Annotated in this window: 19 protein-coding genes and 1 pseudogene; 7 read left to right on the forward strand and 13 right to left on the reverse strand. The window is 73.4% G+C overall.

From position 1 onward, the window contains the following. Position 1: 1 nt before the first annotated feature. Genes GA0074694_RS01125 through GA0074694_RS01140 form a run of 4 tightly spaced genes read right to left on the reverse strand, consistent with a single transcriptional unit; the run spans position 2 to position 6058 of the window. Positions 2–3802 (reverse strand): SCO7613 C-terminal domain-containing membrane protein, encoded by a 3801-nt coding sequence (locus tag GA0074694_RS01125; protein ID WP_091451078.1) that lies wholly within the window; start codon positions 3800–3802, stop codon positions 2–4. A gap of 48 nt (positions 3803–3850) precedes the next feature. Beyond that, positions 3851–4171, reverse strand: a complete 321-nt coding sequence (gene cutA / locus GA0074694_RS01130) for a divalent-cation tolerance protein CutA (protein WP_091458465.1) — start codon at positions 4169–4171, stop codon at positions 3851–3853. A gap of 10 nt (positions 4172–4181) precedes the next feature. After that, a complete protein-coding gene (locus GA0074694_RS01135; protein ID WP_091451081.1) occupies positions 4182–5228 on the reverse strand; it encodes a 1-acyl-sn-glycerol-3-phosphate acyltransferase in 1047 nt (348 codons plus the stop codon). Further along, a complete protein-coding gene (locus GA0074694_RS01140; RefSeq protein ID WP_091451084.1) occupies positions 5228–6058 on the reverse strand; it encodes a patatin-like phospholipase family protein in 831 nt (276 codons plus the stop codon). The genes GA0074694_RS01135 and GA0074694_RS01140 overlap by 1 nt, the downstream gene beginning before the upstream one ends. A 77-nt stretch (positions 6059–6135) precedes the next feature. Between GA0074694_RS01140 and GA0074694_RS32500 the strand changes: the two are divergent. After that, positions 6136–6816: pseudogene (locus GA0074694_RS32500) on the forward strand (serine/threonine-protein kinase); the annotation flags it as partial. 720 nt (positions 6817–7536) lie between these two features. On the opposite strand, the gene GA0074694_RS01150 reads toward GA0074694_RS32500, so the two are convergent. Continuing rightward, entirely contained in the window at positions 7537–8691 is a 1155-nt protein-coding gene (locus GA0074694_RS01150; RefSeq protein WP_091451087.1) for a Cmx/CmrA family chloramphenicol efflux MFS transporter, read from the reverse strand. Between GA0074694_RS01150 and GA0074694_RS01155 the strand changes: the two genes are divergently transcribed. Both GA0074694_RS01155 and GA0074694_RS01160 read left to right on the forward strand, forming a co-directional pair. Beyond that, on the forward strand, positions 8665–9069 hold the full coding sequence (locus tag GA0074694_RS01155; protein ID WP_218105633.1) for a transposase: 405 nt from the start codon (positions 8665–8667) through the stop codon (positions 9067–9069). The two genes, GA0074694_RS01150 and GA0074694_RS01155, sit on opposite strands and share 27 nt — an antisense overlap. Positions 9070–9321: 252 nt before the next feature. Beyond that, a complete protein-coding gene (locus GA0074694_RS01160; protein WP_091451091.1) occupies positions 9322–10575 on the forward strand; it encodes an IS110 family RNA-guided transposase in 1254 nt (417 codons plus the stop codon). Between the two features lie 448 nt (positions 10576–11023). On the opposite strand, the gene GA0074694_RS01165 is transcribed toward GA0074694_RS01160, so the two are convergent. From GA0074694_RS01165 to GA0074694_RS01195, 8 genes are all read right to left on the reverse strand, one after another. After that, complete coding sequence (locus tag GA0074694_RS01165) at positions 11024–12172, reverse strand: glycosyltransferase family 4 protein (RefSeq protein ID WP_425413570.1); 1149 nt, start codon at positions 12170–12172, stop codon at positions 11024–11026. A gap of 28 nt (positions 12173–12200) precedes the next feature. Further along, positions 12201–12872 carry a BON domain-containing protein gene (locus GA0074694_RS01170; RefSeq protein WP_091451094.1) on the reverse strand — a complete coding sequence of 224 codons (672 nt, stop codon included), beginning with the start codon at positions 12870–12872 and terminating at the stop codon, positions 12201–12203. Between the two features lie 159 nt (positions 12873–13031). After that, the gene (locus GA0074694_RS01175) at positions 13032–14648 is read right to left on the reverse strand and encodes a trypsin-like peptidase domain-containing protein (protein WP_091451097.1); all 1617 of its coding nucleotides are present in this window, start codon (positions 14646–14648) and stop codon (positions 13032–13034) included. A gap of 62 nt (positions 14649–14710) precedes the next feature. Beyond that, on the reverse strand, positions 14711–15067 hold the full coding sequence (locus tag GA0074694_RS34060; protein ID WP_425413571.1) for a sensor histidine kinase: 357 nt from the start codon (positions 15065–15067) through the stop codon (positions 14711–14713). After that, positions 15067–16293 carry a sensor histidine kinase gene (locus tag GA0074694_RS01180; protein ID WP_425413572.1) on the reverse strand — a complete coding sequence of 409 codons (1227 nt, stop codon included), beginning with the start codon at positions 16291–16293 and terminating at the stop codon, positions 15067–15069. The genes GA0074694_RS34060 and GA0074694_RS01180 overlap by 1 nt, the downstream gene beginning before the upstream one ends. After that, positions 16290–16991: a response regulator transcription factor gene (locus GA0074694_RS01185; RefSeq protein ID WP_088982280.1), complete on the reverse strand. Its 702-nt coding sequence runs from the start codon at positions 16989–16991 to the stop codon at positions 16290–16292. Before GA0074694_RS01185 ends, GA0074694_RS01180 begins: the two co-directional genes overlap by 4 nt. A gap of 87 nt (positions 16992–17078) precedes the next feature. Then, positions 17079–17930: a lysophospholipid acyltransferase family protein gene (locus tag GA0074694_RS01190; protein WP_091451100.1), complete on the reverse strand. Its 852-nt coding sequence runs from the start codon at positions 17928–17930 to the stop codon at positions 17079–17081. Continuing rightward, the gene (locus tag GA0074694_RS01195) at positions 17927–18799 is read right to left on the reverse strand and encodes a GNAT family N-acetyltransferase (protein WP_091458469.1); all 873 of its coding nucleotides are present in this window, start codon (positions 18797–18799) and stop codon (positions 17927–17929) included. The genes GA0074694_RS01190 and GA0074694_RS01195 overlap by 4 nt, the downstream gene beginning before the upstream one ends. Positions 18800–18962: 163 nt before the next feature. Here GA0074694_RS01195 and GA0074694_RS01200 point away from each other — a divergent pair, with 163 nt between their 5' ends. The 4 genes from GA0074694_RS01200 to GA0074694_RS01215 all read left to right on the forward strand — a co-directional run bounded on the left by GA0074694_RS01200 (position 18963) and on the right by GA0074694_RS01215 (position 25599). Beyond that, complete coding sequence (locus tag GA0074694_RS01200) at positions 18963–19661, forward strand: hotdog family protein (RefSeq protein ID WP_091451103.1); 699 nt, start codon at positions 18963–18965, stop codon at positions 19659–19661. A 148-nt stretch (positions 19662–19809) separates the two neighbouring features. Continuing rightward, positions 19810–20745: an ABC transporter ATP-binding protein gene (locus GA0074694_RS01205; RefSeq protein WP_091451106.1), complete on the forward strand. Its 936-nt coding sequence runs from the start codon at positions 19810–19812 to the stop codon at positions 20743–20745. Beyond that, positions 20742–21569, forward strand: a complete 828-nt coding sequence (locus GA0074694_RS01210; RefSeq protein ID WP_091451109.1) for an ABC transporter permease — start codon at positions 20742–20744, stop codon at positions 21567–21569. Before GA0074694_RS01205 ends, GA0074694_RS01210 begins: the two co-directional genes overlap by 4 nt. Before the next feature lie 253 nt (positions 21570–21822). Beyond that, on the forward strand, positions 21823–25599 hold the full coding sequence (locus GA0074694_RS01215) for a multifunctional oxoglutarate decarboxylase/oxoglutarate dehydrogenase thiamine pyrophosphate-binding subunit/dihydrolipoyllysine-residue succinyltransferase subunit (RefSeq protein WP_091451111.1): 3777 nt from the start codon (positions 21823–21825) through the stop codon (positions 25597–25599). The last annotated feature ends 19 nt before the right edge of the window (positions 25600–25618 follow it).

A 25618-nucleotide genomic window follows, 5' to 3' on the forward strand; every position in this document is an offset into this window, starting at 1 on the left:
CTTACCCCATTCGCTTCACCGCAAACCGTAGCCGGGCCAGATCCCGACGGCGACGCTCGTAGGTGGTGGCGAGTCCGATCAACGCGAGACCACCGACGGCGAGGAAGATCCACCGGGGCACCAGGTCCCAGCTCCGGACCATCTCGTGCAGGGCGAGCGGGACGAGGCTGACCCCGCCGAGTACGACCGGCGCCTGCCAGCGCCGGACCGCCCCGAACAACACCACGCCGAGCGCCCCGGCACCGAGCAGCAGCCGCCGCCACGGTTGCGGATCCGCGCCCACCAGGACGGCGACCAGGCTCGGCAGCAGCGCCGCGGCGAGCCCCGGGCCGAGGGCGGTCCAGCTCGTCAACCCCGTCCGGGTACGCAGCGCGACCAGCCCGGCGAGCAGCGCAAGCCCGGCCGCCGGCAGGGTGTACGCCTCCAGCAGCGCGATGTCGGCGACGGCGAGCAGCAGCCACGCCCCGAGCAGCTCACTGCCCCCGGCGATGGCCGCGAAGACCCACCGTCGGCCGACCGGCTCGCCCGGACGCAGTGCCCGCAGCGCGACGGCCGTGCCCCAGAGCACACAGACCACGGCGGCGTGCCGGCGCGACCCCACGGTGAGCAGGAACGCCGTGAGGGCGACCGCCTGGGCGGCGGCGTCCAGCACCAGCCCCTCCCCCGGCCGGCGACGGGCCAACAGGGCGGCGACGCCCAGCACGAGCACGGCCACCGCGAGCACGGCGGATCCGGCCGTACGCAGTGGAAGGTCCGCGGCGAGCGTGGCGGTGACCGCGAAGCCGGTGGCGGTGAGGGCAGCCCCCGCCCAGCCGACCGGACGGACGGCGGCGAGCCGCCCGGCGACCCCGACCACGACCGCGACCACCAGGACCAGGCCCAGCCCGGCGAGCGTGCCGGCGCGGGTCGGCAACAGCCCGGCCAACCCGGCCGCGCCCAGGGGCAGCCCGGTACCGGCCAGCACCGGCAGTACCAGCCGGCGCACGGACGGAGGCGCCGGTGCGGACGCAACGATGGCGGACGCCGGACCCGGTCCGGTCGGCGCGGCCACCGGGCCGGCGGACGGCAGGACGCCGGCCGGCGGCGCGGGTTCCCCGAGGGCGGGAGCGGTGGTGAGCGTGGCGACCAGCACGCCGGCCGCACCGAGCAGCAGCGAGGACGCCGGCAGCACCGGCCAGGGCACGCCGGCCGCGCCGAGGAGCACCGGGACGGCCACCGCGCCGACCGGCACGGCAGGCAGCAGCGCCCGGCCACGGCCGAACGGGGTGAACCGACCAGCCACCGCCACGGCACCCAGCAGCAGCAGGAACGCCACCCCTGCGGAGATCCGCGCCGGGGTCGTCCCGGGGGCCAGCCCGACCCCGTCCGGAGCACCGGACCAGACCGACCCGAGCCAGCCGTACGGGACGACCAGCACCCGGAAGGCGGCCGGGACGAGCACCACGCCGGTCGCCACCGCCAGCGCGACGCCGACCACCCGCAGGCCGCCGTACGGGCGGACCACGGCGGCCCCCACCGCCGCCACCAACACCGCCGCCGCCAGGTAGACCGGCACCGACTCGCCGGCCGGTACGACCACCGGCGCGAGACCGGCCACCGGCAGCGCTCCGGCCAGCGCAGCACCGGCGTACCGCTGGAGATCGGGCCAGTGGCGACGGACCGCGACCAGCGCGACGGGCAGCAGCCCGACGGCGACGGCCGGCCCCCGGAGCCGCCACGGCAGCGGTGGGCCCACCTCGATCTGGGTCACCACCACCAGGGCCGGGACGGCGAGCAGCGCCACCGTCAGCGCCGGGCCGGCCAGATGCCGGACCGGTCCACCGAGCCGCCGTGCCCGGCCGGCCACCACCAACCCGGTGAGCAGCACCCCGACCAGGGCCGCGCCGGCACCCACCGGCGCGGCGAGGCCGACGAGCAGGGCGTGCCCGGTCAGGACCACGCCGGCGGCGGCGGTGAGCAGCGGCTGGTACGCCCGGTCCGCCGACCGGAACACCGCCACCAGCAGCAGGGCCGTCCCGGCGACCAGCCCGAGGGCCACCACCACCGGCCAGGACACGGGCCGTACGGCCGGCGCGGCGAGCACCGCGACCACGCCGGCGACGAGGGCGACCGGGAACCGGGCGGCCCGGGGCAGCAGGAGCAGGCCCGCCCCGGCGGTCAGCAGCGCGGAAACCGGGAGCTGCCAGCCCCAGGGCAGGTCCGGGCCGGCCACCGCGCCCTGCCACGGCGGGACGGATCGGAGCACCGCGGCGGCAGCCAGCCAACCGGTCGGCGCCAGGACCGCGGACACCATCACCCCGGCCACGACGAGCGCCCCGGCCCGGGGGCCGCTGCGGAGCCGGGTGGGCAGTGCCCGGACGGCAGCGGCCAGCACGAGCACCACCACCGCCGAGGTGACGTGCAGGACCGAGGGGCGCAGCTCGGCCACCGGCCGGAGCACCGCCGGGGCCGAGACGACGACCAGCAGCGCGGCGGCGACCGCCCGGAGGACCGGACTGCCGGTAACCAGCGCGGCCACGGCCAGGACCAGCACCACCACCAGCAGCGGCAGCCCGGCGGCGAGCGGCGTGCCGAAGGCCTCCCCCCACGCCAGGGCAGCCACCGCGCAGACCGCCGCCGGGATCAGGGCCAGGGCGTGACCGATCCAGGCCGTGATCCGCCCCGCGACGGCCAGCGCCCCGCCCGAGGGCACGGGACCGGTCGGGCCCACTGGCGCAACGCCCGTCGGGACAGGGCCGGTCGGATCGGCCACCGCCGGGACAGGGCCGGTCGGATCGGCCACCGCCGGGACAGGGCCGGTCGGATCGGCTCCGGCCCGGTTGTCGCGCGGCCGGGCGGGGCCGAGCCGGCCCGACAGCACGGCGACCACGGTCAGGTCGACCAGGGCGACCCCGGTGAAGACCAGCGCCCACCCGGCGACGCCCGGTCGGGCCTCGACGGCGAGCAGCGGCAGCACCGGCTGCGCGACGACCAGCGCCGCGAACCAGGGCGCCGCCAGGCGGGTGAGCAGCGCATACCCGGTGGCGATCAGCACGCTGGCCCCCCCGACCAGCGCGGTGTACCGGGTCGTCGGCCAACCGGCGACCCCGCCCAGGTCGACCGACCACGCGGCGTACCCGTCGAGGATCACCAGCAGCAGCCCGACGGCGGCGACGGTCTCCGCGGTGCCCCGCAGTCCCCGCCGGACCACGACCGCCGGCACGGCCAGCGCGAGCGCGGTGACCGCCGCCAGGATCGCCGCCCGGCCCACGACGCCCACCGACGCCCAGGCGACCGCGGTGAAGACGATCGCCGCGGTGCCGAGCAGCAGCCCGCCGAGGACGAAGAGCACCCCCTGCACCGTCCGGGTCGAGGTCTCCCGCTGCCCGGCGGCGGTGCCCCCCACCGCCGCCGGGCCGACCGGAACCGGGCCGGCGGCGACCGGCCGGACCGGAGTCGGACCGAGTACCGCGCTGGTCACCACCGGGCCGGTGGCGACCGGAGCCGACGGGGTCGGGGCCACCACCGGCCGGGGCGGACGGACGTGCGGCGGGACGGCCGTGGCCTGCGCCGGGACCGCCCGGCTCGCCCGGACCCGCGCCGCCAGGTCGGCCCGGCGCTGCTGGACCGCCCCCAGCGCCGCGCCGAGGTCCAGGTACGCCCGCCGCGCCTGTTCCACCCGCCCGGTGAGCACGGTGATCTCGGCGTCGAGCCGGACCACCTCGGCGGCGGTCGGGTCGGGCCCCCGGCCGCAGGCCCGGCAGCCGACGGTCAGGTCGGCCGGTGCCGCGCACACGGGACAGGGATAGCCGATGGTCTGCACGCGATCATCCTCGCCTGGCCGGACAACACCGCCCCAGAGTGCGCGTACTCAGGGCCGGGTCTGCTCGTGCACCCAGGTCGAGTAGTCCGGGTTGCCGCTCGCCACCCGGCTGACCAGGATCTCCGGCACCTCGTACGGGTGGCTCGCGCGGATCTGGTCGACGAGGGCGTCCACCCGGTCCGGGGCGGTCTTGAACTGCACCGACCACTCGACGCTGGTCTCCATCGCGGACTGCCACCAGTAGGTGCTGTCCACCTGACCGCCCACCTGGGCACAGGCCGCCAGCCGTCCGGCCACGGCGGTCGCCGCCAGCACGTCCGCGACCGAGCGCGCGTCCACCACGGTCGTCACCACGCAGATCTGCTCCACGCAGCGCACCCTACGCGTCGACCGGCCCGTCACCGTTCAGCGCGGCCGTACCGTCGCGGTTGGCCTCGATCCACTGGTCGATCCGCGCCCACCAGTCGAAGAGCCAGTCGATGCGCTCCTGCCGCCCGGCGGGGACCTCCTCCGGCGGGACCGACCAGAACCGCATGACGATCCGCTTGTCCATCGGCAGTTCCCGCCAGACGTCCGCCACGGTCAGCATCTTGTCGAGCCCGGTGTGCGCCACGAAGATGACGCCGGCTTCGGGGGCGGCGTCGAGGGCGGCGAGCACTCCGCCCGGCTGGGGCGCGAGCACGTGCCGCATCCGCTCGGCGCGCAGCGCCATCCCCTCCAGGCCCCGCGAGCGGAGCCGGTCGATGGCCCGCAGCCGCCGCCGGGGGGTGAAGTTGCCGCCCTCCGGGAAGATGACGAACGCGTCGTTGTCGTCCAGCCCGGTGGCGAGGTGCCCGATCTGGTCGAACACCGTGCCGTCGCGCCGGCTGCCGGGGGCGAGGAAACGGGTGGGCAGCCGGTTGAGCAGGACGTCGATCGCCGGGTCCCACTGGAGGGTGTCCTTCAGGACGATCCTCGGTTCCCGGTAGAACCAGTTGACCAGCGCGTGGATCAGGATGAACGAGTCGCCCGGGCCGGCGTGCCGGCAGAGCACCAGTTCCGGCCGGCCGGGCAGGGCGGTGTCCGGGTCGGTGCCGGCCACGTCGATGGTCAGCCGTAGCGTCCAGCGGGCCTGCCAGAAGAGCACCCGCAGGAACCAGCCGGCGAGCAGGTAGTGCACGCGTTGGAAGGCCGGGGCGCGGGTACGCCAGCCGAAGCCGGCGGCGATCCAGAGCCCGAACAGGGCCAGCAGCGCGGCGGCGTCCCAGACCAGGTAGACCACGCCGATCCAGACCAGACGCAACGGGCGCAGCCGGCCGGGTACGAACGGTGACAGGGCCGCCGCGACCAGCAGCCAGACCGGCAGCGTGGTGACCACCGTGAAGGCGAGGAACACCACCGCCGGGGCGAGCAGCACCCGGCGGACCCACCTCGGCGGCAACGGCATCAGTTCTCCAGCGCGGCGAGATAGTCCCGCGAGGCGATGTACGCGCGGCTGATCCGCCGGCCCACCGCGGCCATGTCCCGGTAGGCCCACGGCGAGTCGTCCCGGGGTTCCAGCCCTCCGGTCGGCAGGACGTGCACCTCGACCCCGTCGGGCAGCGCCGCCAGTTCCCGGGCGAACCGGTGCCGGCGGGCGATCTCGAACGCGACCTGGGCGACCTCCCAGGGCCGCCGGGGCGGGGTCAGTACGCGTTCGATCCGTCCCACCTGGAGGACGAAGACCCGCCGCGCGCCGAGCGTGACCGCCTCACCGATCGGGATCGAGTTGACGATGCCACCGTCCACGTAGTGCTCACCGTCGATCTCCGCCGGGGGGAGCAACCCCGGCACCGAGGCCGAGGCGACCACGGCGGGCACCACCGGGCCGGTGCTGAACCAGTGCTCGGCGGCGCGTTCGATGCTCGCCGCACAGCACCGGAAGGGGATCCTCAGGTCGGCGAAGGTGGTCTCCGCGCCGAGTTCGACCTCCAGGAGCCGGCGCAACGGGCGGGGCGAGTGCAGATGGGTCCGGGCGGCGAACCGGCGCAACTGCCGGGCCACCGAGTCGCCGTACACCTCGCTCGCCTCGGGCGAGGCCCAGAGCCGGACCAGCCGGTCGGTCACCGCCTCGGTCGGGTCGGCGGCTACCAGCGCTCCGTTGACCGCCCCGATCGAGGTGCCCAGCACCAGATCGGGGCGTATCCCGGCGCGGAAGAGGGCGCGCAGCATGCCGACCTCGACCGCGCCCAGCACTCCCCCGCCACCCAGCACGAACGCCACCGGACCGCCAGCCATGGCGTCAATCCTGGCACGTCCACGCCCGGTGGCCGGTGGCCGGTGGCCGGTGGCTCGACCGGATCGGCTCCGGCGGCATGTCGGTGATCTGGCGGGCCCGCGACGAGGTGCTCGACCGCATCGTCGCGGTGAAGGTGCTCGCCCCGTCGCTGGCCGCCGACGCCCGCTTCCGGAACATGGTCCGGGAGGAGGCGCGGTCCGCCGCGCAGCTCGTTCACCCGCACGTCACCTCGGTGCACGACTACGGCGAGGCGATCGCCCCGGACGGCACGATCACCTCCTTCGTAGTGATGGAACTGCTCAACGGGGAGGAACTGGAGGGCCGGCTCACCGAGGGACCGCTGCCCTGGGCCAAGGCGGTCGGGATCGGCGTGCAGGTGGCTGACGCCCTCGCCGCCGCGCACCGGCTCGGCATCGTGCACCGGGACATCACCCCGGCCAACGTGATGATGACCCCGGTCGGCGCGAAGGTCCTCGACTTCGGCATCGCCACCCGGGTCGGTGCCCCGGACGAGGACGAGGACGGCGGCACGTTCGGCACCCCCGCGTACGTCGCGCCGGAACGTCTCGACGGGGCACCCGCCCAGCCGTCGACCGACGTCTACTCCCTCGGCGTACTGCTCTACGAGACGTTGACCGGGCGGGTGCCGTACCCGGCGGACACCTGGGAACAGCTCGGCGTGGCGTTGGAGACCCGCGATGCGCCGACGCTGGCCGGCGTACCGGACCTGCCGCCCCTGGTCGCGCGGACCTGTCTGCGGTGCCTGGCGCGGGATCCGGCCGAACGCCCCACCGCGCGGCAGGTCGCCGAGGCGCTGGGGCGACAGCTGGCGGCCGAGCCGGCTCCCGCGCAGACCGTGCCGCTGCCACCGGGCGAGCCCGCCCCGGTGCCCGTGACGGTCGGGCCGGCACCCGCGCCGCCGGCCGGCCGGACACCGGCCGACCAGGTCCGGGCGGGTGCGCCCACGGACCGGGGACGGGGCCGGTGGGCACTCGGTCTGGCCGCCGGGGCGCTCGTGGTGCTCGTCCCGGTCGTGCTGGCCTGGCCGGACGACCCCGGGACGACCCCACCACCGGTCCAGGTCCAGCCGACCACCGGGCCGGCGGTCGCGCCCACCGGTGAGTCGCCCGCCCCGGCCGGCACGGCCGTGGAACGCCCGTCCCGGCCTCCGGCGGCCACGCCGTCGCGCCCGGCGGCCAACCCGGGCGGGGAGACCCTGGAGAGCGCGGTGGGTCGGCTAGACCAGCTCATCGATGCCGGCGTCACGGCCGGCGAGATCCGCGAGGACGTCGGCCTCGACCTGGACAACCACCTACGCAACCTGACCGCCGAAGCTTCCGGCGGCCAGCACGACGTGACGCGGTCGGTGGCCCAGCGGCGGGAGAAGGTCGCGCGCCGGGTCAGCGAGGGTGCGATCACCCCCCGGGTACGCCCGCCAGCTCGACACCGCCCTGCAACGCCTCGCCGCCGCGCGGACCTAGGGGTATCCCACCCGACGTCCCCGGCCCGCACTAGGAGGCGACCACCTCCCCGGGCGGGTCGGTCCGGACCCGGCCGCGCACCGTCCAGGCGAGTCCCGCTGCCAGGACGCCCCCGCGACCAGCAGCGCGCTGACCCACAGCGGGGACCGGTAGCCGAGTCCCGCACCGATGGCGGCACCGCCGAGCAGGGGGCCGACGGCCGCGCCCGCGTTGAGGGCGGCGGTCGCGAACGAGCCGCCCAGGGACGGCGCGTCGACGGCCGCGTACAGCGCCCGGGCGACGAGCGTGGATCCGACGGCGAACGAGAGGGTCCCCTGGACGAAGACGAGCAGGAACACCACGGACGCGTGCTCCGCCGCCACCGCGAACAGCAGCCAGCCGGCGAGCAGGGCCAGGCCGCCGGGGACGAGGAGTCGCATCGGCTGGGAGTCCGACAGGCGGCCCCCGAGGGTCACGCCGGCGAACGATCCCAGGCCGAAGAGGGCCAGCAGGACGGGCACCCGATCCGTGCCGTACCCGGTGACGTCGGTGACCAGTGGAGCCAGGTACGTGAAGGTGCAGAAGGTCGCGCCGTTCACCAGGGCACCCAGGAGCAGGTACCCGAGCAACCGGGGACGGCGCAGCGCCCGCAGTTCCCGCCGGGCGCCGGGGGCGGCCGCATCCGGTGCGCCGGCCGGAACCGAGCGCAGGATGGCGACGACGGCGGGCACCGAGACGACGGCGACTGCCCAGAACGCCGAACGCCAGCCCCAGAGCTGACCGAGCAGGGCACCGGCCGGCACCCCGGCGACGCAGGCCAGGGTGATGCCACCGAGCAGGACGGAGGCGGCCCGGCCACGGGCGTCGGGCCCGGCCATTCCGGTCGCCGTGGCCAGGCCGACGGCCAGGAACCCGGCGTACGCCAGCGCCGCGACGCCCCGGCTGGCCAGCAGGACGTCGAAGTCGGTGGTGACCGCCCCGACGACGTGCACCAGGATGAAGACGACCAGGAAGACCAGCAGCGCCCGTCGTCGTGGCCAACGCAGGCTGAGGGTGGCCGTCAGGGGCGCTCCGATGATCATTCCCCCGGCGAAGGCCGATGTCAGCGCTCCGCCCAGGTCCTCATTGCCGAGATCGGCGTCGACATGAGTCGGTTCCCCACCCCAGGCCACCTCGCCTCATGGGCAGGGATGTGTCCCGGTAACCACGAGTCCGCCGGCAAACACCACGGCGGAGCAACCCGCAAAGGCGACTCCTGGCTCCGCGGCGCACTCGGCGAGGCTGGAGCCGGAGCCGCACGCAGCAAAGACACCTACCTTCAAGCCCGATATCGACGAATCGCCAGCCGACGCGGCAAGAAACGAGCGCTCGTCGCGGTCGGACATAGCATCCTCACCGCGATCTGGCACATGATCAGCAACGACACCGACTACAACGACCTCGGCGCCGCGTACTTCCTGACCCGCACCGACCCAGCCCGACAAGCCCGCCGCCTCCTCGGCCAACTCCATCAACTCGGCTACCAGGCGGTCATAACCCCAGTCACCTGAGGTTCATTTTCGACTCAGCTTCCCCTGCCCCTTGCGGGGCCGCCGTGGGGCGGGAAAATGGTGCCGCTCGTCCGGGTCGAGGTCGAACCGTCACTGATGCCTGAAGCTCGTGTCTCAGCTTGACCCTGGCAGCCGCGTACTTCGGGAGTCGTGGATTGTTGCCGTAAGAGCACGAGTACCAGATTCTTTGCCTCCCGCAGCTGCCGGCTCGGACGGCTATGTGATGTCGCGAGGGGAAGGAGACGGCAGGCCGTGGATGTGCTGCATGATCGTTGTGCCGGGTTGGACATCAGCAAGCGGGACGTGAAGGCGTGCCTGCGGACCCCGGGAACACGGCGTAACCAGCGGCGAAGCGAGGTACGTACGTTCGCCACGACCACCAACGACCTGCTAGCGCTGCGGGACTGGCTGGTCGCCGAGCAGGTCAGCCTGGTCGTCATGGAAGGCACCGGCGACTACTGGCGGGCCCCGTACTACCTGCTCGAAGACGCCCTGAACGTGGAGTTGGTCAACGCTCGGCAGGTCAAGGCGATGCCCGGACGCAAGACCGATGTGGCCGATGCGGTGTGGCTGGCACAACTGGCCGAGTGCGGGTTGCTACGGGCCAGCTTCGTGCCGCCCGAGCCGATCCGCCAGCTTCGCGATCTGACGCGGTACCGCACGGTAATGACCGAAGAGCGTACCCGGGAGGCCCAGCGGCTGGAGAAGGAGTTGGAGGACGCCGGGATCAAGCTGTCCAGCTTCGCCACCGACATCCTCGGTATCTCCGGGCGCGCCATGTTGGAAGCGCTCATCCGTGGAGAGCGCGACGCGCAGGTATTGGCGGAGATGGCGCGAGGCCGGATGCGGTCCAAGATTCCTGACCTGGCCCAGGCGATGATCGGCCGCTTCGGTGATCACCACGCGTTCCTGTGCCGGATGCATCTGGACCGCATCGATGCCATCAGCCGGGACATCGCCACGTTGAGCACCCGGATCGAGCGGGTGATGGCACCCTTTCGTGACCAGCTGACCCGGTTGGATGGCATTCCCGGGATCAGCCTCCGGGTCGCTGAGGTGATCATCGCGGAGACCGGTGGGGACATGTCCCGGTTCCCCACCGCCGGGCATCTGGCCTCCTGGGCCGGGGTGTCGCCCGGTAACCACGAATCCGGCGGCAAACGCAAGTCCGGCAAGACCACCAAAGGCAACCGGTGGCTGCGCGACGCCCTCGGCACCGCCGCGATGGCCGCGGCCCGTTCCAAGAACACCTACCTCGGCGCCCAGTACACCCGCCTCGTACGCCGACTCGGCAGCAAACCCAAGGCCCTGGTCGCCTTGGAACACTCCATCCTGACCTCCGTATGGCACATGCTCACCGACGGAACCGGCTACCAGGACCTCGGCGCCGACCACTTCCTACGCCGCGACCCCGAACGCGAACGCCGCCGCGCGATCGCCGCACTGAACAAGCTCGGCTACACCGTCACCCTCAACCCGATCGAACCCACCACGAAAGCCGCGTGAACAGGTAAGACGATCAGTCACGGTCGTTATTTTCGTACCAGACCCACAATTCTCGACGCGACTGGGTGAAGGACGCGGTCGAGTCACGACGGCCACGGCTGGACGTGGCGACGGATCACGCGTCCAGCCGGGCGCACGGGACCACCGCGCGAGGGAAACCCGGGGTGCGATCTCACGGAGGCGACGGAGACGGTGGCGTCGCCCAGGTGCGACCCTCCGCGAGGGACAGCCCACGGCGGTCCGGTGACAGGCATGGCAGGAGAGCGCCGTCTCAGATTCGACAGCGCTTCAGAGCGACATCACCACGAGCCCGCCACCGAAGACCGGTGGCTAGCGTCTGGACGCCTCAGGGCTGGACACGGAGCGACCCTAGTCAGCGCACGATCCCGCCGTCAATCGTGTTGCCCGGCGGGGGTGCTGTGGAGCCAGCCAACGTTGGGCCGACCCGTCAGCGGACGCGCGTCCCGACCACCTCGGCGCGGACGGAGTGCGGGCGGGCGACCAGCCGGCGGTAGACGGCCTCGTACCCGCGCGCCATGCCGGCGGTGGAGAAGTGCTCCGCCACATGCGCCACGCAGTCCTCCGGCCGCAGACGGTCCACCTCGCGCAGCGCGGCCGGCAGTTCCTCCGGCCGGTCGAGGACCAGCCCGGTCACCCCGGGCCGGACCACCTCGGGCACGGCGCCCCGGTTCAACGCGACCACCGGCGTGCCGGTTGCCATCGCCTCGACCATCACCATGCCGAACGGCTCGTCCCACTGGATCGGCATGATCAGGCAGCGGGCCTCCACCAGCAGCCGCAGGCAGGTCTCCCGGTCGGCGTCGAACACCACCCGCACGTCCGGCCCGAGCAGCGGCTCGACCACCTCCGCGTAGTGGCGACGCTCCCCCGGCTCGTTGCACTTTCCGGCCAGCACCAGCGGCAATCCCGCCGCCCGGCAGGCCGCGAGGGCCACCTCCGGCCCCTTGTCCGGGCTGAACCGGGCCAACCAGAGCACCGGACCGGTGCCGGGCGCACGCTTGCGCGGGAAGACCCCGGTCTCCAGGGCGTTGTGCACCGTCCCGGCCCAGGGCAGACCCGGGTTCAGCCGACGCTGGGCGTGCGAGATGGCGACCAGGCCGACCGTGTCGGGCACCTGGCTGAGCACCTCGCCGTACTCGCCGACCGGGTTGCCGTGCACGGTGGCGACCGTGGGCAGGGCGCGCCGCTCGGCCAGCAGCGGCCCGATCGTGGTGTGGTCGTGCACCACGTCGAAGCGGGCCGGGTCGAGCGAACGGTGCACCCGGGCCAGGTGGGCAAGCTCCGGCAGGGACTCGCCGAGCCGCTCATGCTGGAGTTCGCCGACCGTCGGGACGTACGCGGCGTCCGTGCCGTGGGCGGGACCAGCGCCGAAGAGCGTCACCCGGTGCCCCCGGTCGACCAGACCGTCGACCAGACCGGCCACCACCTGTTCGAGGCCGCCGTAGCCGGACGGGGGCACCGGGTACCAGGGGGGCACCACCATGGCGATCCGCAACGGCCCCTCGCGCGTGGCGGACGACTGGTTCACGACGACGACGCCTCCCCTGTCAGGTCCCGGTTGGCGGCTTCCCGCCACCGCCAGGGGTAAACCGCAGGCCGCCGGGTCAGCCGGCGACGGCCACCTCGGTGCGCACCACACAGACCCCCGGCGTCGACCACGCGACACGTTCCGCCTCGTCCCGGTCGGCCAGGGTCCGCACCGTGCCGGCGAGCAGCACGGCGTCCCCGGCCACCTCCACGGTGACCCCCTCCGTCCCGACCCGGCGCAGCAGCGTCCCCTGGATCCGCCGACGCAGCTCCTGACCGGTGGACGCGCCACGGGGGCCGACCCGGACCAGGTTGGTGATCCCCCGCACGCCGCGCAGCCGGCGCAGCTCGCGCTCGGCGGCACGGCGCTGGAAGCCGAACTCGACCTGGCCCCGGAGCATCACCCAGCCGTCGGCGACGGTGACGTCCAGCCGCTCGGCCGGCACGAAGCTGTCCCACTCCAGCGCCCGGACCACGGCGAGCGCCACCTCGGCGTCGGTGCGCTCGGCGTCGACGCCGAGCCGCACCTCCAGCTCGTCGGCGACCGCCCGGACCCCGCGCACCCGCTGCGCGCTGCGCTCGGCGGCCCACCGCTCCGCGTAGCTGCCCACCTGCCCGGTCAGTGTGACCACCCCCTCCTGGACGGTCACGCCGACCCCGGTCGACGGGATGCGGGGCTCCCAGAGCAGTTCCTCGGACACGTCCTGCTGGATCTGCCTGTCGCTGCGTCGTCCCGCCGTCGTGGTCATGCCGCTTCCCTCCCCTGCCGCCGCGGATGCTGTCGATGCTGCCGGTGGTCGGGGTGAGGTCGGGTCACCCGGTACGGGTGGCCACGAACGGACGGCGGGCGGAGGAACCGACCCCCTCGGTTCCGCCGCCCGCCGTCAGTGGGGAGGAGACAGCCCCGGTCAGGACGCCTCGGCGAGCGTCGCGGTGGCGGTGGCGGTGGCGCCGTTGCGGCGGTACTCGACCTCCACCCGGTCGCCGACCTTGCCGGCCTGCACGGCCGCCACCAGGTCGTTCGAGTCCTTGATGACCTTGTCGCCGAACTTGGTGATCACGTCGCCCTTGCGCAGTCCGGCCTTCTCGGCGGCGCTGCCCGGGGTGACCGTGGAGACCAGGGCTCCACCGTCCTCGGCACCGGTGACGCTGACCCCGAGGGACGGGTGGCTGACCTTGTCGCCCCGCTGGAGCTGCTCGGCGACGAGCTTGGCCTTGTTGCTCGGGATGGCGAAGCCGACGCCGATGTTGCCGCTGCTCTGGCCGCTGGTGGCGATCGCGGTGTTGATGCCGATCACCTCGCCCCGGGTGTTCACCAGCGCGCCGCCGGAGTTGCCCGGGTTGATCGGGGCATCGGTCTGGAGCAGGCCGGAGATGGAGCTGGCCCCGGCCTGCGGGTCCTGCTGGCTGCCGGCCCGGATGGTCCGGTCCCGGGCGCTGATGATGCCGGCGGTCACCGATCCCTGGAGGCCCAGCGGGCTGCCCAGGGCGAGCACCTGGTCACCGACCTGCATCGCGTCGCTGTCGCCGAGCTTGGCCGGCTGGAGACCGGAGACCCCGGACGCCTTCACCACCGCGAGGTCGGTCCTGGGGTCGGTGCCGACCACCTCCGCGGCGGCGGTTCTGCCGTTGGCGAAGACCACCTGCACGGTCTCACCACCGGCGGAGGCGACCACGTGGTTGTTGGTCAGCACGAACCCGTCGGCGCTGAGGACGACGCCGGAGCCCTCGCCGCTGCCGGCCTGGATGGAGACCACGCTGTCCTGCACGGCAGCGGCGATCTTCGGCAGGTCGGCGCTGTTGAGCACCGGAGCGGCGGAGTAGGTGCGGGTGTCGCCGGTGTCGTCGAACAGGGCGAGCGCGACCGCGCCGCCACCGACCCCGGAGCCGAACATCAGGGCCAGCACGGCGACCCCGGCGGCGGCGAACTTGGCCGCCCGGCCCGGCGGGGTGTGGGGGCGGGGAGCCGGACCCTGCGCCCACGGCGGCACCGGCCCGACGGGCGGCACGGGCCCGGACGGTCCCGGCTGCCCCGGGTGCCCGGCGTGCCAACCGCCCTGGTTCCCGGGGTACCAGGGACCGTTCGGGTACGGGCCGCCGGGCGACGGGTGACCGGGCTGCCCGGACAGATGGCCCGGGTAGGGCGCGGCGGAGGGGGGCGTCGGCTCGGCCGGGCGCCAGCCCTGCGGCGTGCCCGCGGGGGACGGCCCGGGGGCGCCCTGCGGGGTCGGAACGCCCTGCGGGGTCGGAACACCCTGCGGGGTGGCGGATGCGGCGGTGACGGCCGGGGCGGCGGTGTCGGCCGGGGCGGCGGTGTCGGCCGGGGCGGCGGTCCCGGCTGCCGGCACGTCGGTGGTGGGGGGCGTCGCCGGGGGCGCGTCGGCTCCGGGACGGTCGGCGGACGCCGCCGTGGCGTCCGCGGCGTACGGCGACGGCGCCTGCTCGGCGCGGGGCAGCTCGGCGGTGGGATGTACCGGCTCGGTGTCGGCCGGTCGCCGCTGCGGGTCGGTCTCGTACTCGGTCATGTCTCCACCTTGCCTTCGAGGGCTGCGTCCAGCCTGGAACCCGCCTGAATGTTGCCTGAAAATCACCGCGCGTCGCGCGCGGGCTCGCCCGGGGAGTCACCCGGCTCCTCCGGTGCCAACGGCAGCCGTACCCGGAAGGTCGCCCCACCACCCGGGGTGGAGTCCACCTCGACGGTGCCCTGGTGGACGGCGACCAGGGCGGCGACGATGGCCAGTCCCAGCCCTGTCCCGTTGGCCCCACCGGCCCGTCGGCTCCGCGCGGCGTCGGCCCGGTAGAACCGCTCGAAGACCCGTTCGGCCTGCTCCTCGGAGAGCCCCGGCCCGGTGTCTGCCACCTCCACCACGGCCATCGCCTCCTCGGCCCGCAGCCGCAGGGTCACCGAGGCGTCCGGCGGGGTGTGGGTCAACGCGTTGGTCATCAGGTTGCCGATGACCTGCCGCAGCCGGGCGTCGTCCCCCGGACGACCAGCGGCCCGGAGTTCGGGCCGATGTCCAGGCCGATCCGGCGGTCCGGGGCGACCACCCGGGCGGCCTGGACCGCGTCGGCGGCGAGCACCGGCAGCTCGACCGGGGCCAGCGAGAGCGGCCGTTCCCGGTCCAGACGGGCCAGCAGCAGCAGGTCCTCCACGAGCAGCCCCATCCGGGCGGCCTCGTCCTCGATCCGGCGCAGCAGGCCGGCGGTCTCCTCCGGCTCCCGGGCCGCGCCCTGCCGGTACAGCTCGGCGAAGCCCCGGATGGTGGTCAGCGGAGTGCGCAGCTCGTGCGACGCGTCCGCGACGAACTGCCGCATCCGCTCCTCGGAACGGATCGCCCGGGCCTCGGACGCCCGGGCCGCCTCGGCGGCGTCCCGGGCCGCGGCCTCCGCCCACCGCGCCGACGCCTCGGACGCGGCACGGGCGGTGAAGGCCGCCTCGATCTGGGTGAGCATCGAGTTCAGCGCCCGGGAGAGCCGGCCCAGTTCGGAGGTGGGGCACTCGTTGCCCTGTTCCGGGTCGGGCACCCTTCGGGTCAGGTCGCCACCGGCGATCGCGGCGGCCGTCCGCTCGATGTCGACCAGCGGTTTCAGGCTGGTCCGCACGATCGCCGCGCCGATCGAGGCGAGCAGGATCAGCACCGCGCCGCCGACCAGCAGGTCTATCCAGACGAGTTGCTTGACCGCCCGGTCGACGTCGGTGAGGTGCTGCCCGATGGCGAGCACCGGGCCGTCGGGGAGCTGGATGTAGAGCACCCGCCAGCGGACTCCGCCGTCCTGGGAAGGCACCGTGGACGGCTCACCGACGCGCTCCTGTGCCTCGGCGAAGGTGTCCGACAACACGGGCAGGTCCGCAGGGTCCAGGTTCCTGGTGTCGTACTTCACCGAACCGACCCCGTTGGCGCCGATCACCGCGACCATGTAGTCGGTCGGGAGGTCCGTTTGCTGTGGGTTCCCCTCGAACAACAGGCGACTGACCGCCCCCCGGATGGATGCCTCGTTGCTACGCAGCTCCGCGTCCACCTGGTCGACCAGGTAGCTGCGGAGGAAGAAGGTGGTCAGCGAACTGATCACGACGAGGGCGGCGGCGACCAGGGCGAGTACGGCCGTGACCAGCTTGACCCGGAGCGGTACCGCCCGCAGTCGCCCCTTCGCCTGGTCGACGGCGTTCACGCCGCCGGCTTGCGCAGCACGTAGCCGACCCCGCGGAGGGTGTGGATCAGACGGGGCTGGGTGTTGTCCACCTTCCGGCGCAGGTACGAGATGTACGACTCGACGATGTTGTCGTCGCCCCGGAAGTCGTAGTTCCAGACGTGGTCGAGGATCTGCGCCTTGGACAGCACCCGGTTGGCGTTGAGCATCAGGTAGCGCAGCAGCTTGAACTCGGTCGGCGAGAGCTGCACCCGCTGCCCGGCGCGGTGCACCTCGTGGGTCTCCTCGTCCAGTTCCAGGTCGGCGAAGGTGAGCCGGGACGGCGAGTGCTCCCCGGTGACCGTGCGCCGCAGCACCGCCCGGATCCGGGCGGTCAGCTCCTCCAGGCTGAACGGCTTGGTGACGTAGTCGTCGCCGCCCAGGGTCAGGCCCCGGATCTTGTCGTCGGTGGCGTCCCGCGCGGTCAGGAAGACCACCGGTGTCCGGGTACCGCCCTCGCGGAGCATCCGGATCACCTCGAAGCCGTCCAGGTCGGGCAGCATCACGTCGAGGACGACCAGGTCGGGGCGATGATCCTTGGCGGCGCTCAACGCCGCGCTGCCGCTGGTCGCCGTCGCCACGTCGAAGCCGGCGAAACGCAGGCTCGCGGAGAGGAGTTCGAGGATGTTCGGGTCGTCCTCGACGACGAGCAGTCGCGCCTCGGTCTGGGTAGGGGCCATGTGGCCATCATCCGCGACGCCGCTGCGCCCGGGCTGGACGCTTGCTGCAAAAAACCTGAAAGCCCCGGCGGCCCGGTCAAACCGGACTCAGGTACCACTCTTCCACACCGGCATCAGCCGTAGCGCGGACTCCGCCGTCCGGGCCAGGCCACGCCGGTCCGCCCCGGGCGCGGGGTGCAGCGCCGCGCCGACGGTCACCGACACCACCAGGTCCCGGGTGGCGAGCACCCGCCGTACCGAGCGCCAGAGGTTCTCCTCGCCGAGGAAGGCCGGGGCGGTGGTGTCGACGCCGGTCGAGGCGCAGCGGTAGCCGATCCGGACCGGCACGACCAGCGCGCCGGTGTCGACCGCCGCCTGGAACACGGCCGGCCGGAAACCCGGCCGGGGCCGGACGTGGACCGGGTCGACCGTACCGCACCAGGTGGTCCCCTCCGGGTAGACCGCGACCTGCCGGCCCGAGCGGAGCAGGTCGGCCACCCGGCGCACGGTCGCCGGCAGCGCCCGGGGGCGCGAGCGGTCGACGAAGACCGTGCCGGCTCCCCGGGCGAGCAGGCCGACCAGGGGCCAGGCCCGCACCTCCCGCTTGGCCAGCATCCGGGCCGGGGCGACCGCGAGCAGCGCCACCACGTCCAGCCAGGAGACGTGGTTGGCGACCAGCAGTGCCCGGCCACGCGGCGGCCGGCCCCGGACCACCAGCCGCACGCCGAACGCCCGCGCCGTGCCACGCGCCCAGACCCGGCACGCGGCCCGTCGGGCGGGCGCGGGCAGCAGCGGCAGCGCGCCGGCCAGCGCGGCTCCGGCCAGCAGCATTCCGAGTACGGCCAGCAGCCGGGTCGCCCGCCGGCCGACCGGTACGGCCGGCAGGTGACCGTCGACCGGCAGGCAGTCCGCGCCACACGCGGAGAGCGGACGCCACAGGTCGTACCCGACGGTGCTCACGCCGTCGCCCCGGCCCTGCGGGACACGGCCGGGGCGGTCGCCGGCTCGCCGAGGAAGTGCCGCAGGTAGCGCGGGTTCATCCGGTCCAGGCTGAGCAGCACGTAGAAGTCGGCCACCGCGAAGTCCGGGTCGTAGGCGGGCTCGCCACAGACCCACGCGCCCAGCCGCAGGTACCCGCGCAGCAGGGGCGGCAGCTCCGTCCGCCCGGTGTCGTCGGTCGCCGGCCCCGGGCGGGCGGCGGTCCCGGGATCGGGCGCGACGGTCGCCGGGCCTTCAGCGGCGGGCGTCGACGGCTGGGCAGCCGCCTCGGCGAACCAGGGGCGGTGCGGCCGGACCCGCAGGAGCGGAGGCGCGAGGTGCCCGGCCCGCACCCGCTCCCACACCCCGGCGGCGGTACGCCCGCCGTCGGCCACCGGCACCGAGGCGCAGCCGCCCAGCCAGCGGCGTCCCCGCAGGTGCAGGTAGCGGGCGATGCCGGCCCACATCAGGTTGATCACCGCACCGGAGCGGTGGTCCGGGTGCACGCAGGAGCGGCCCACCTCGACCAGGTCGTCGCGGAGCGGGTCGAGGGCGGTCAGGTCGAACTCCTGCTCGGCGTACCGGCGGTCGGTGCGACCCGGCGGCAGCAGCCGGTACGTGCCGACCACCGCCCCGGTCCGCTCCTGCCGGACGATCAGGTGGTCGCACCAGGGGTCGAGGTCGTCGGCGTCCAGACCGGCGGTGCCGGGGCGCAGGGTGGCACCGAGTTCGGTGCCGAACACCTCGTGCCGCAGCCGCTGGGCGGCCGCCACCTCGGCCGGGTCGTCGGCGATGTGCAGGGTGTATCGGCTGGTCGTCAAGGGGGTGCCAGCGGGGTGCGGAACGGCCATGAGCACTGTGTAGGCGACCGGGGTTGCCGGGTACCGGGTCGGCGGGTGTCGATCCGGTGAACGCCTGGCGCCGACGGTGGCCTGTCGGCGGGCCCGGGGACGTGGCAGGCTGCCCTTCTGGCCCGGCACCGCCGCCGGGCGGTGGCGACGGAGGACCTACCGGATGATCATCGAGGCGCGTTACAACGGGCCACCCGGCTCCGGCAACGGCGGCTGGAGCGCCGGGGTCTTCGCCACCGCGGTCGGCGGGGACGCCGGAGCCGTTGTCGGCACCCCGGGGGCGGTCGAGGTGACCCTGCGCCGGCCTCCGCCGCTGGGGGTGCCGCTGCGCGCGGTGCCCTCCGCCGACCAGCCCGGCCGGCACGAGGTCCACGACCCGGACGGGACCGTGGTCGCCCAGGTGGCGCGGGTGGCGGAGTTCGCCCCGACCGTGCCGGCGGTGGACCTGACCACCGCGCGGACCGCCTCCGCCGACTATCCCGGCTTCACCGGTCACCCCTTCCCCGGCTGCTACGTCTGCGGCCCGGAGCACGCCGACGGTCTGCGGATCTTCCCCGGCCGGCTCCCCGACGGCCGGACGGCGGCCCCGTTCCGGGTGCCGGCCGAGGTCCGCCCGGAGACCGTCTGGGCGGCGCTGGACTGCCCCGGTGGCTGGGCGGTGATCGCCCCCGGCCGCCCGTACGTGCTCGGCCGGATCGCGGTGCGCGTGGTGGCGCTGCCCCGACCGGGCGACGAGTGCGTGGTGACCGGTGCGGCGACCGGCGGAGAGGGACGCAAGGCGCTGGTGCACTCCAGCCTGTACGCCCCCGACGGCACCCTCCTGGCCCACGCCCGCGCCACCTGGATCGCCACGGTGACCTGACGGACACCGAGGGTGATGTTCTCGTTCTCCGGTAGGACCCGCTCCTGCCTGAGGTGGAGACGCATCTCGGAGCGCAGCGTTATTGACCTGGACCGGCCCAGCCGTCACGCTGTGTGACGGCGCTTCTCGGCGCCAGGGGAGGAGAAAGATGTCTGACGGGCAGCGGAGCCCCGCCGACCAGGGTCGGATCGTGGTGTCCGGCCTGACCAAGCAGTACCGCACCGTGCGAGCGGTCGACAACCTGTCGTTCACCGTGCAGCCGGGGAGAGTCACCGGCTTCCTCGGGCCGAACGGGGCGGGTAAGACCACCACGTTGCGGATGCTGCTGAACCTGGTCACCCCGACCTCGGGGACGGCCACCATCAGCGGGGCGCGCTACGCCGACCTGGCGCAACCGCTCCGGCACGTCGGGGCGGTCCTGGAGGCGTCCAGCGCCCACAAGGGGCGTACCGGGGTCAACCACCTCCGGGTGATCTGCGCGGCGGCCGGCCTGCCGATGCAGCGGGCCGACGAGGCGCTGGCCATGGTCGGCCTGACACCGGCGGCGAAGCGCAAGTTCAAGGGCTACTCGCTCGGCATGAAGCAGCGGCTCGGCATCGCCGCGGCGATGCTGGGCGACCCACGGGTGCTGGTCCTGGACGAGCCGGCGAACGGCCTCGACCCGGAGGGGATCCGCTGGATGCGGGGCTTCCTCAAGGGCCTGGCCCACCAGGGGAAGACGGTGCTGGTCTCCAGCCACCTGCTCTCCGAGATGCAGCTGCTCGCCGACGACGTGGTGATCATCGCCGCCGGTCGGCTGGTGCGGCAGGGGCCGGTCGAGGAGGTCCTCGGGTCGATGACCCAGGGTGCGCGGGTGCGGGTACGGACCCCGCAGTCCGAGGCGCTGGTCTCGGCGCTGGCTGAGCTCTCCGCCACCGTCGAGCCGGACGAGCACGGCGCGCTCCTGGTCACCGGGGTGGACGCGGCGGCGGTCGGTCGGGCCGCGCTGGCCGCCGGGATCGAACTGCACGAACTGACCCCGGAACGACCCGACCTGGAACGGGTCTTCCTGGACCTGACGGCCGGAAAGGCGGACATCCGATGATGAACCTGGTCCGCTCCGAACTGCTCAAGATCCGGACCACCAGCACCTGGTGGCTGCTGGCGATCGGGGCCTTCGTCGCGACGGCGATCGCGTTCGCGTTCAACGCCTGGATCACCCACGTCTCGCTCACCGGGGACCCGGCCGACCTCGGCATCTCCCCGGAGGAGGCGGCGGCCCAGGCCGACGCGGCCGGACAGGCGGCGAACCTCTACACCTCGGGGCAGTTCTTCGGCCTGCTCCTGGTGATGCTGATCGGCATCCTGATGGTGACCAACGAGTTCTTCCACCAGACGGCCACCACCACCTTCCTCTGCACGCCCCGACGCACCTCGGTGATCGCGAGCAAGCTGATCGCGGCGTCCCTGATGGGCTTCGTGTTCTGGCTGGTCACCACCGTGATCGCCCTGGCCGCTGGCGTGATCTTCATGTCCGTCAACGACTTCGGCACCCAGCTCGGCGAGTGGGAGGTCCACCGGGCCCTGCTGCTCAACCTGCTGGCGTACGCGATCTGGACGATCCTCGGCGTGGGGCTCGGCACGCTGATCACCAACCAGCTCGGTGCGGTGATCACCGCCTCGGTGGTCTACCTGGTCGGCACCCAGGTCGTGGGGCTGCTCTTCCTGCTCCTGTCCAACCTGCTGGACTCCGAGGCCATCCTGGAGTGGCAGGTGGTCTGGCCGGCGATCGCCTCTTCGGTCATGATCAGCGGCATCGACTCGCCGATGCTGCCGCCGTGGTGGACGGGCGCACTGGTGCTGGTCGCGTACGCGATCGTCTCCGGCCTGGCCGGCATCCTGATCACCCGTCGTCGGGACATCTCCTGACGCCGGGTCGCTGGCGGAACGGGTGGGGGTGGCACGTCGTGCCGCCCCCACCTGGGGAGACCGCCTAGCAAGGAGGCGACGCCGTACGCGCCAGTTGGTGAATTTCTGGCATCTTCTGTGAAACGCAACACGGGCCGGAGGCGGAAATGCGTCCGGCACCCGCACGGCGTAGCCTGGGAGCCGTCCGTCCGCTGGGGGACTGCCCGCGGACGCCGCGAGACACCAACCCGCGTGAAAGAGGCGATTACCGGCCGTGTCGACCCAGCAGACTTCGCAGGAGAACCCACTGGCGGGTTTCGGCCCTAACGAGTGGATCGTCGAGGAGATGTACCAGCGCTACCTCGCCGATCCCAACAGCGTCGATTCGGCCTGGCACGACTTCTTCGCCGACTACCGACCCGGTCCGGGCGCCGGCACCCCGGCGACGGCGCCGAAGAAGACGCCGCCCGCCGCCACGGCGGAGCCGGCCGGGCAGCAGGAACCCGCCGCCGCCGTCGCCCAGCCCGACGGTGACCGCCCGGCCGCCGGGCAGCCGGAGAACGGCCGGACGGCCGCGCCGCAGGCGAAGGCCGCCGCCGCGCCGGCTCCGGCCAGGCCCGCCCCGGAGAAGGCCGCCCCGGCCAAGCCGGCCACCAAGGCCGCGCCCGCCAAGGCCGCCGCCGCACCGTCGCCGGGTGGCCCCCGCACCACCCCGCTGCGCGGCGTGGCCGCGCGCATCGTCCAGAACATGGACGCCTCGCTGAACGTGCCGACCGCGACGAGCGTCCGGGCCGTGCCGGCGAAGCTCCTGGTGGACAACCGCATCGTGATCAACAACCACCTGGCCCGGGGCCGGGGTGGCAAGGTCAGCTTCACGCACCTGATCGGGTACGCGATGGTCCGGGCGCTGGTCCAGCACCCGGAGATGAACAACTCCTTCGCCGAGGTCGACGGCAAGCCGGCGATGGTCACGCCCGAGCACGTCAACCTCGGCATCGCGATCGACCTGACCAAGCCGGACGGCACCCGCAACCTGGTGGTCCCCTCCATCAAGGCCTGCGAGCAGATGGACTTCCGGCAGTTCTGGCAGGCGTACGAGGACGTGGTCCGGCGCGCCCGCCGCAACGAGCTGACCATGGACGACTACGCCGGCACCACGATCTCGCTGACCAACCCGGGCGGCATCGGCACGGTGCACTCGATGCCGCGACTGATGACCGGGCAGAGCGCGATCATCGGCGTCGGCGCGATGGAGTACCCGGCGCCGTACCAGGGCATGAGCGAGGTCACCCTGGCCGAGCTGGCGGTCAGCAAGGTCATCACGCTGACCAGCACGTACGACCACCGGATCATCCAGGGCGCGCAGTCCGGCGAGTTCCTCAAGGTCATGCACGAGCTGCTGCTGGGCGAGCACGGCTTCTACGACCAGATCTTCACCTCGCTGCGCATTCCGTACGAGCCGGTGCGCTGGGTGCGCGACGTCGCGGTGAACAACGAGGGCCAGATCAACAAGACCGCCCGCGTGCACGAGTTGATCCACGCGTACCGGGTGCGCGGCCACCTGATGGCCGACACCGACCCGCTGGAGTTCAAGATCCGCAAGCACCCCGACCTGGACGTGCTCCAGCACGGGCTGACCCTGTGGGACCTGGACCGCGAGTTCCCGGTCAACGGCTTCGCCGGCCGGCAGCGGATGAAGCTGCGCGAGATCCTCGGCGTGCTGCGGGACTCCTACTGCCGCCGGGTCGGCGTGGAGTACATGCACATCCAGGACCCGGAGGAGCGGCGCTGGATCCAGGAGCGGATCGAGCGCCAGTACGAGAAGCCGACCGCCGACGAGCAGAAGCACGTACTCAACCGGCTCAACGCGGCCGAGGCGTTCGAGACCTTCCTCCAGACCAAGTACGTCGGGCAGAAGCGCTTCTCGCTGGAGGGCGGCGAGTCGCTGATCCCGCTCCTCGGCGAGGTGCTGGAGTCCTCCGCCGAGGCGGGCCTGGACGAGGTCGTCATCGGCATGGCCCACCGGGGCCGGCTGAACGTGCTGGCCAACATCGTCGGCAAGCCGTACGAGAAGATCTTCTCGGAGTTCGAGGGGCACCTCGACCCGCGCTCGACCCAGGGCTCCGGTGACGTCAAGTACCACCTCGGCCAGAACGGCAAGTTCACCACCCCGGACGGCGAACACTCGGTCAAGGTCTCGGTGGTGGCGAACCCGTCGCACCTGGAGGCGGTCGACCCGGTGCTGGAGGGCATCGTCCGGGCCAAGCAGGACCGGATCGACCTGAAGCTGGAGGGCTACACCGTGCTGCCGCTGGCGGTGCACGGTGACGCCGCCTTCGCCGGCCAGGGTGTGGTCGCCGAGACGCTCAACCTCTCCCAGCTGCGCGGCTACCGCACCGGTGGCACCGTGCACGTGGTGGTCAACAACCAGGTCGGCTTCACCACCGCCCCGGAGTACTCGCGGTCGAGCCTCTACAGCACCGACGTGGCCCGGATGATCCAGGCGCCGATCTTCCACGTCAACGGCGACGACCCCGAGGCCGTGGTCCGGGTCGCCCGGCTGGCCTTCGAGTACCGCCAGGCGTTCAACAAGGACGTCGTCATCGACATGGTCTGCTACCGGCGGCGCGGGCACAACGAGGGCGACGACCCGTCGATGTCCAACCCCCAGATGTACAAGATCATTGACCCGAAGCGCTCGGTGCGGAAGCTCTACACCGAGGAGCTGATCGGTCGGGGCGACATCACCGTGGAGGACGCGGAGGAGCTGCTCCGCGACTACCAGGCCCAGCTGGAGCGGGTCTTCAAGGCCACCCGGGACGCCGCGTCGACCCCGAAGCAGCACGCCCGGCCGCGCCGCGAGGACGAGCCGGAGCCGCAGGTGCAGACCGCCACCGACGCCGCCGTGGTCAAGGCGGTCGGGGACGCGCACGTCAACCTCCCCGAGGGCTTCACCCCGCACAAGCGGATCCAGCAACTGCTCGACCGGCGGGCGAAGATGTCCGTCGAGGGCGGCATCGACTGGGGCTTCGGCGAGATCGTCGCCTTCGGCGCGCTGCTGCACGACGGGGTCACCGTCCGGCTCGCCGGCCAGGACTCCCGCCGGGGCACCTTCGTGCAGCGGCACGCGGCGGTCGTCGACGCGAAGACCGGCGACGACTACCTTCCCCTGAAGTCGCTCACCGCCGACGGCGAGCGATCCCGCTTCTTCGTGCACGACTCGCTGCTCAGCGAGTACGCCACGATGGGCTTCGAGTACGGCTACTCGGTGGAGAACGTCAACGCGCTGGTCTGCTGGGAGGCCCAGTTCGGTGACTTCGTCAACGGTGCCCAGTCGGTGATCGACGAGTTCATCTCCTCCGGCGAGGTGAAGTGGGGCCAGCGTTCCGCGGTCACCCTGCTGCTGCCGCACGGCCACGAGGGCCAAGGCCCGGACCACACCTCCGGCCGCCCGGAGCGGTTCCTCCAGATGTGCGCCGAGGACAACATGCGGGTGGCCATTCCGACCACCCCGGCGAACTACTTCCACCTGCTGCGCCGCCAGGCGCTGTCGCCGAAGCGCAAGCCGCTGGTGGTCTTCACGCCGAAGTCGCTACTGCGGCACAAGCTCTGCATCTCGCAGGTGGAGGAGTTCACCTCGGGCACCTTCCAGCCGGTGCTGCCCGACGGTGCCGCGCCGGCGCCGGAGCAGGTGAAGCGGGTGATGCTCTGCTCGGGCAAGGTCTACTACGACCTGTTCCAGGCCCGCGCCGAGCGGGGCGTCACGGACACCGCGATCATCCGAATCGAGCAGCTCTACCCGCTGCCGGTGGAGGAGATCCGGGCGGCCCTGGCCGCGTACCCGAACGCCGAGGACTTCGCCTGGGTGCAGGAGGAGCCGGCCAACCAGGGTGCCTGGAGCTTCGTCGCGCTCAACCTCCTGGAGCACCTGGACGACGTCCGGCTGCGTCGGATCTCCCGGCCCGCCGCGGCGGCTCCGGCCGTCGGCTCGGCGAAGATGCACGACGTCGAGCAGACCGCGCTCATCGAAGCGGCCCTGCCCCGTCCCTGATCCCGTCCCACGCTGGGGC

Origin of the sequence: Micromonospora inyonensis (genome assembly GCF_900091415.1) — a bacterium.
In the GTDB taxonomy this organism is placed as follows: domain Bacteria; phylum Actinomycetota; class Actinomycetes; order Mycobacteriales; family Micromonosporaceae; genus Micromonospora; species Micromonospora inyonensis.

What these genes read in the sequence shown, in the direction of transcription:
- GA0074694_RS01200 (WP_091451103.1), top strand. Translation starts at nt 18,963, where the DNA reads ATGATCATCGAGGCGCGTTACAACGGGCCACCCGGCTCCGGCAACGGC.
- GA0074694_RS01210 (WP_091451109.1), top strand. Translation starts at nt 20,742, where the DNA reads ATGATGAACCTGGTCCGCTCCGAACTGCTCAAGATCCGGACCACCAGC.
- GA0074694_RS01140 (WP_091451084.1), bottom strand. Translation starts at nt 6,058, where the DNA reads ATGGCTGGCGGTCCGGTGGCGTTCGTGCTGGGTGGCGGGGGAGTGCTG.
- GA0074694_RS01175 (WP_091451097.1), bottom strand. Translation starts at nt 14,648, where the DNA reads ATGACCGAGTACGAGACCGACCCGCAGCGGCGACCGGCCGACACCGAG.
- GA0074694_RS01185 (WP_088982280.1), bottom strand. Translation starts at nt 16,991, where the DNA reads ATGGCCCCTACCCAGACCGAGGCGCGACTGCTCGTCGTCGAGGACGAC.
- GA0074694_RS01135 (WP_091451081.1), bottom strand. Translation starts at nt 5,228, where the DNA reads ATGCCGTTGCCGCCGAGGTGGGTCCGCCGGGTGCTGCTCGCCCCGGCG.
- GA0074694_RS01205 (WP_091451106.1), top strand. Translation starts at nt 19,810, where the DNA reads ATGTCTGACGGGCAGCGGAGCCCCGCCGACCAGGGTCGGATCGTGGTG.
- GA0074694_RS01170 (WP_091451094.1), bottom strand. Translation starts at nt 12,872, where the DNA reads ATGACCACGACGGCGGGACGACGCAGCGACAGGCAGATCCAGCAGGAC.
- GA0074694_RS01155 (WP_218105633.1), top strand. Translation starts at nt 8,665, where the DNA reads ATGAGTCGGTTCCCCACCCCAGGCCACCTCGCCTCATGGGCAGGGATG.
- GA0074694_RS01195 (WP_091458469.1), bottom strand. Translation starts at nt 18,799, where the DNA reads ATGGCCGTTCCGCACCCCGCTGGCACCCCCTTGACGACCAGCCGATAC.
- GA0074694_RS34060 (WP_425413571.1), bottom strand. Translation starts at nt 15,067, where the DNA reads ATGACCAACGCGTTGACCCACACCCCGCCGGACGCCTCGGTGACCCTG.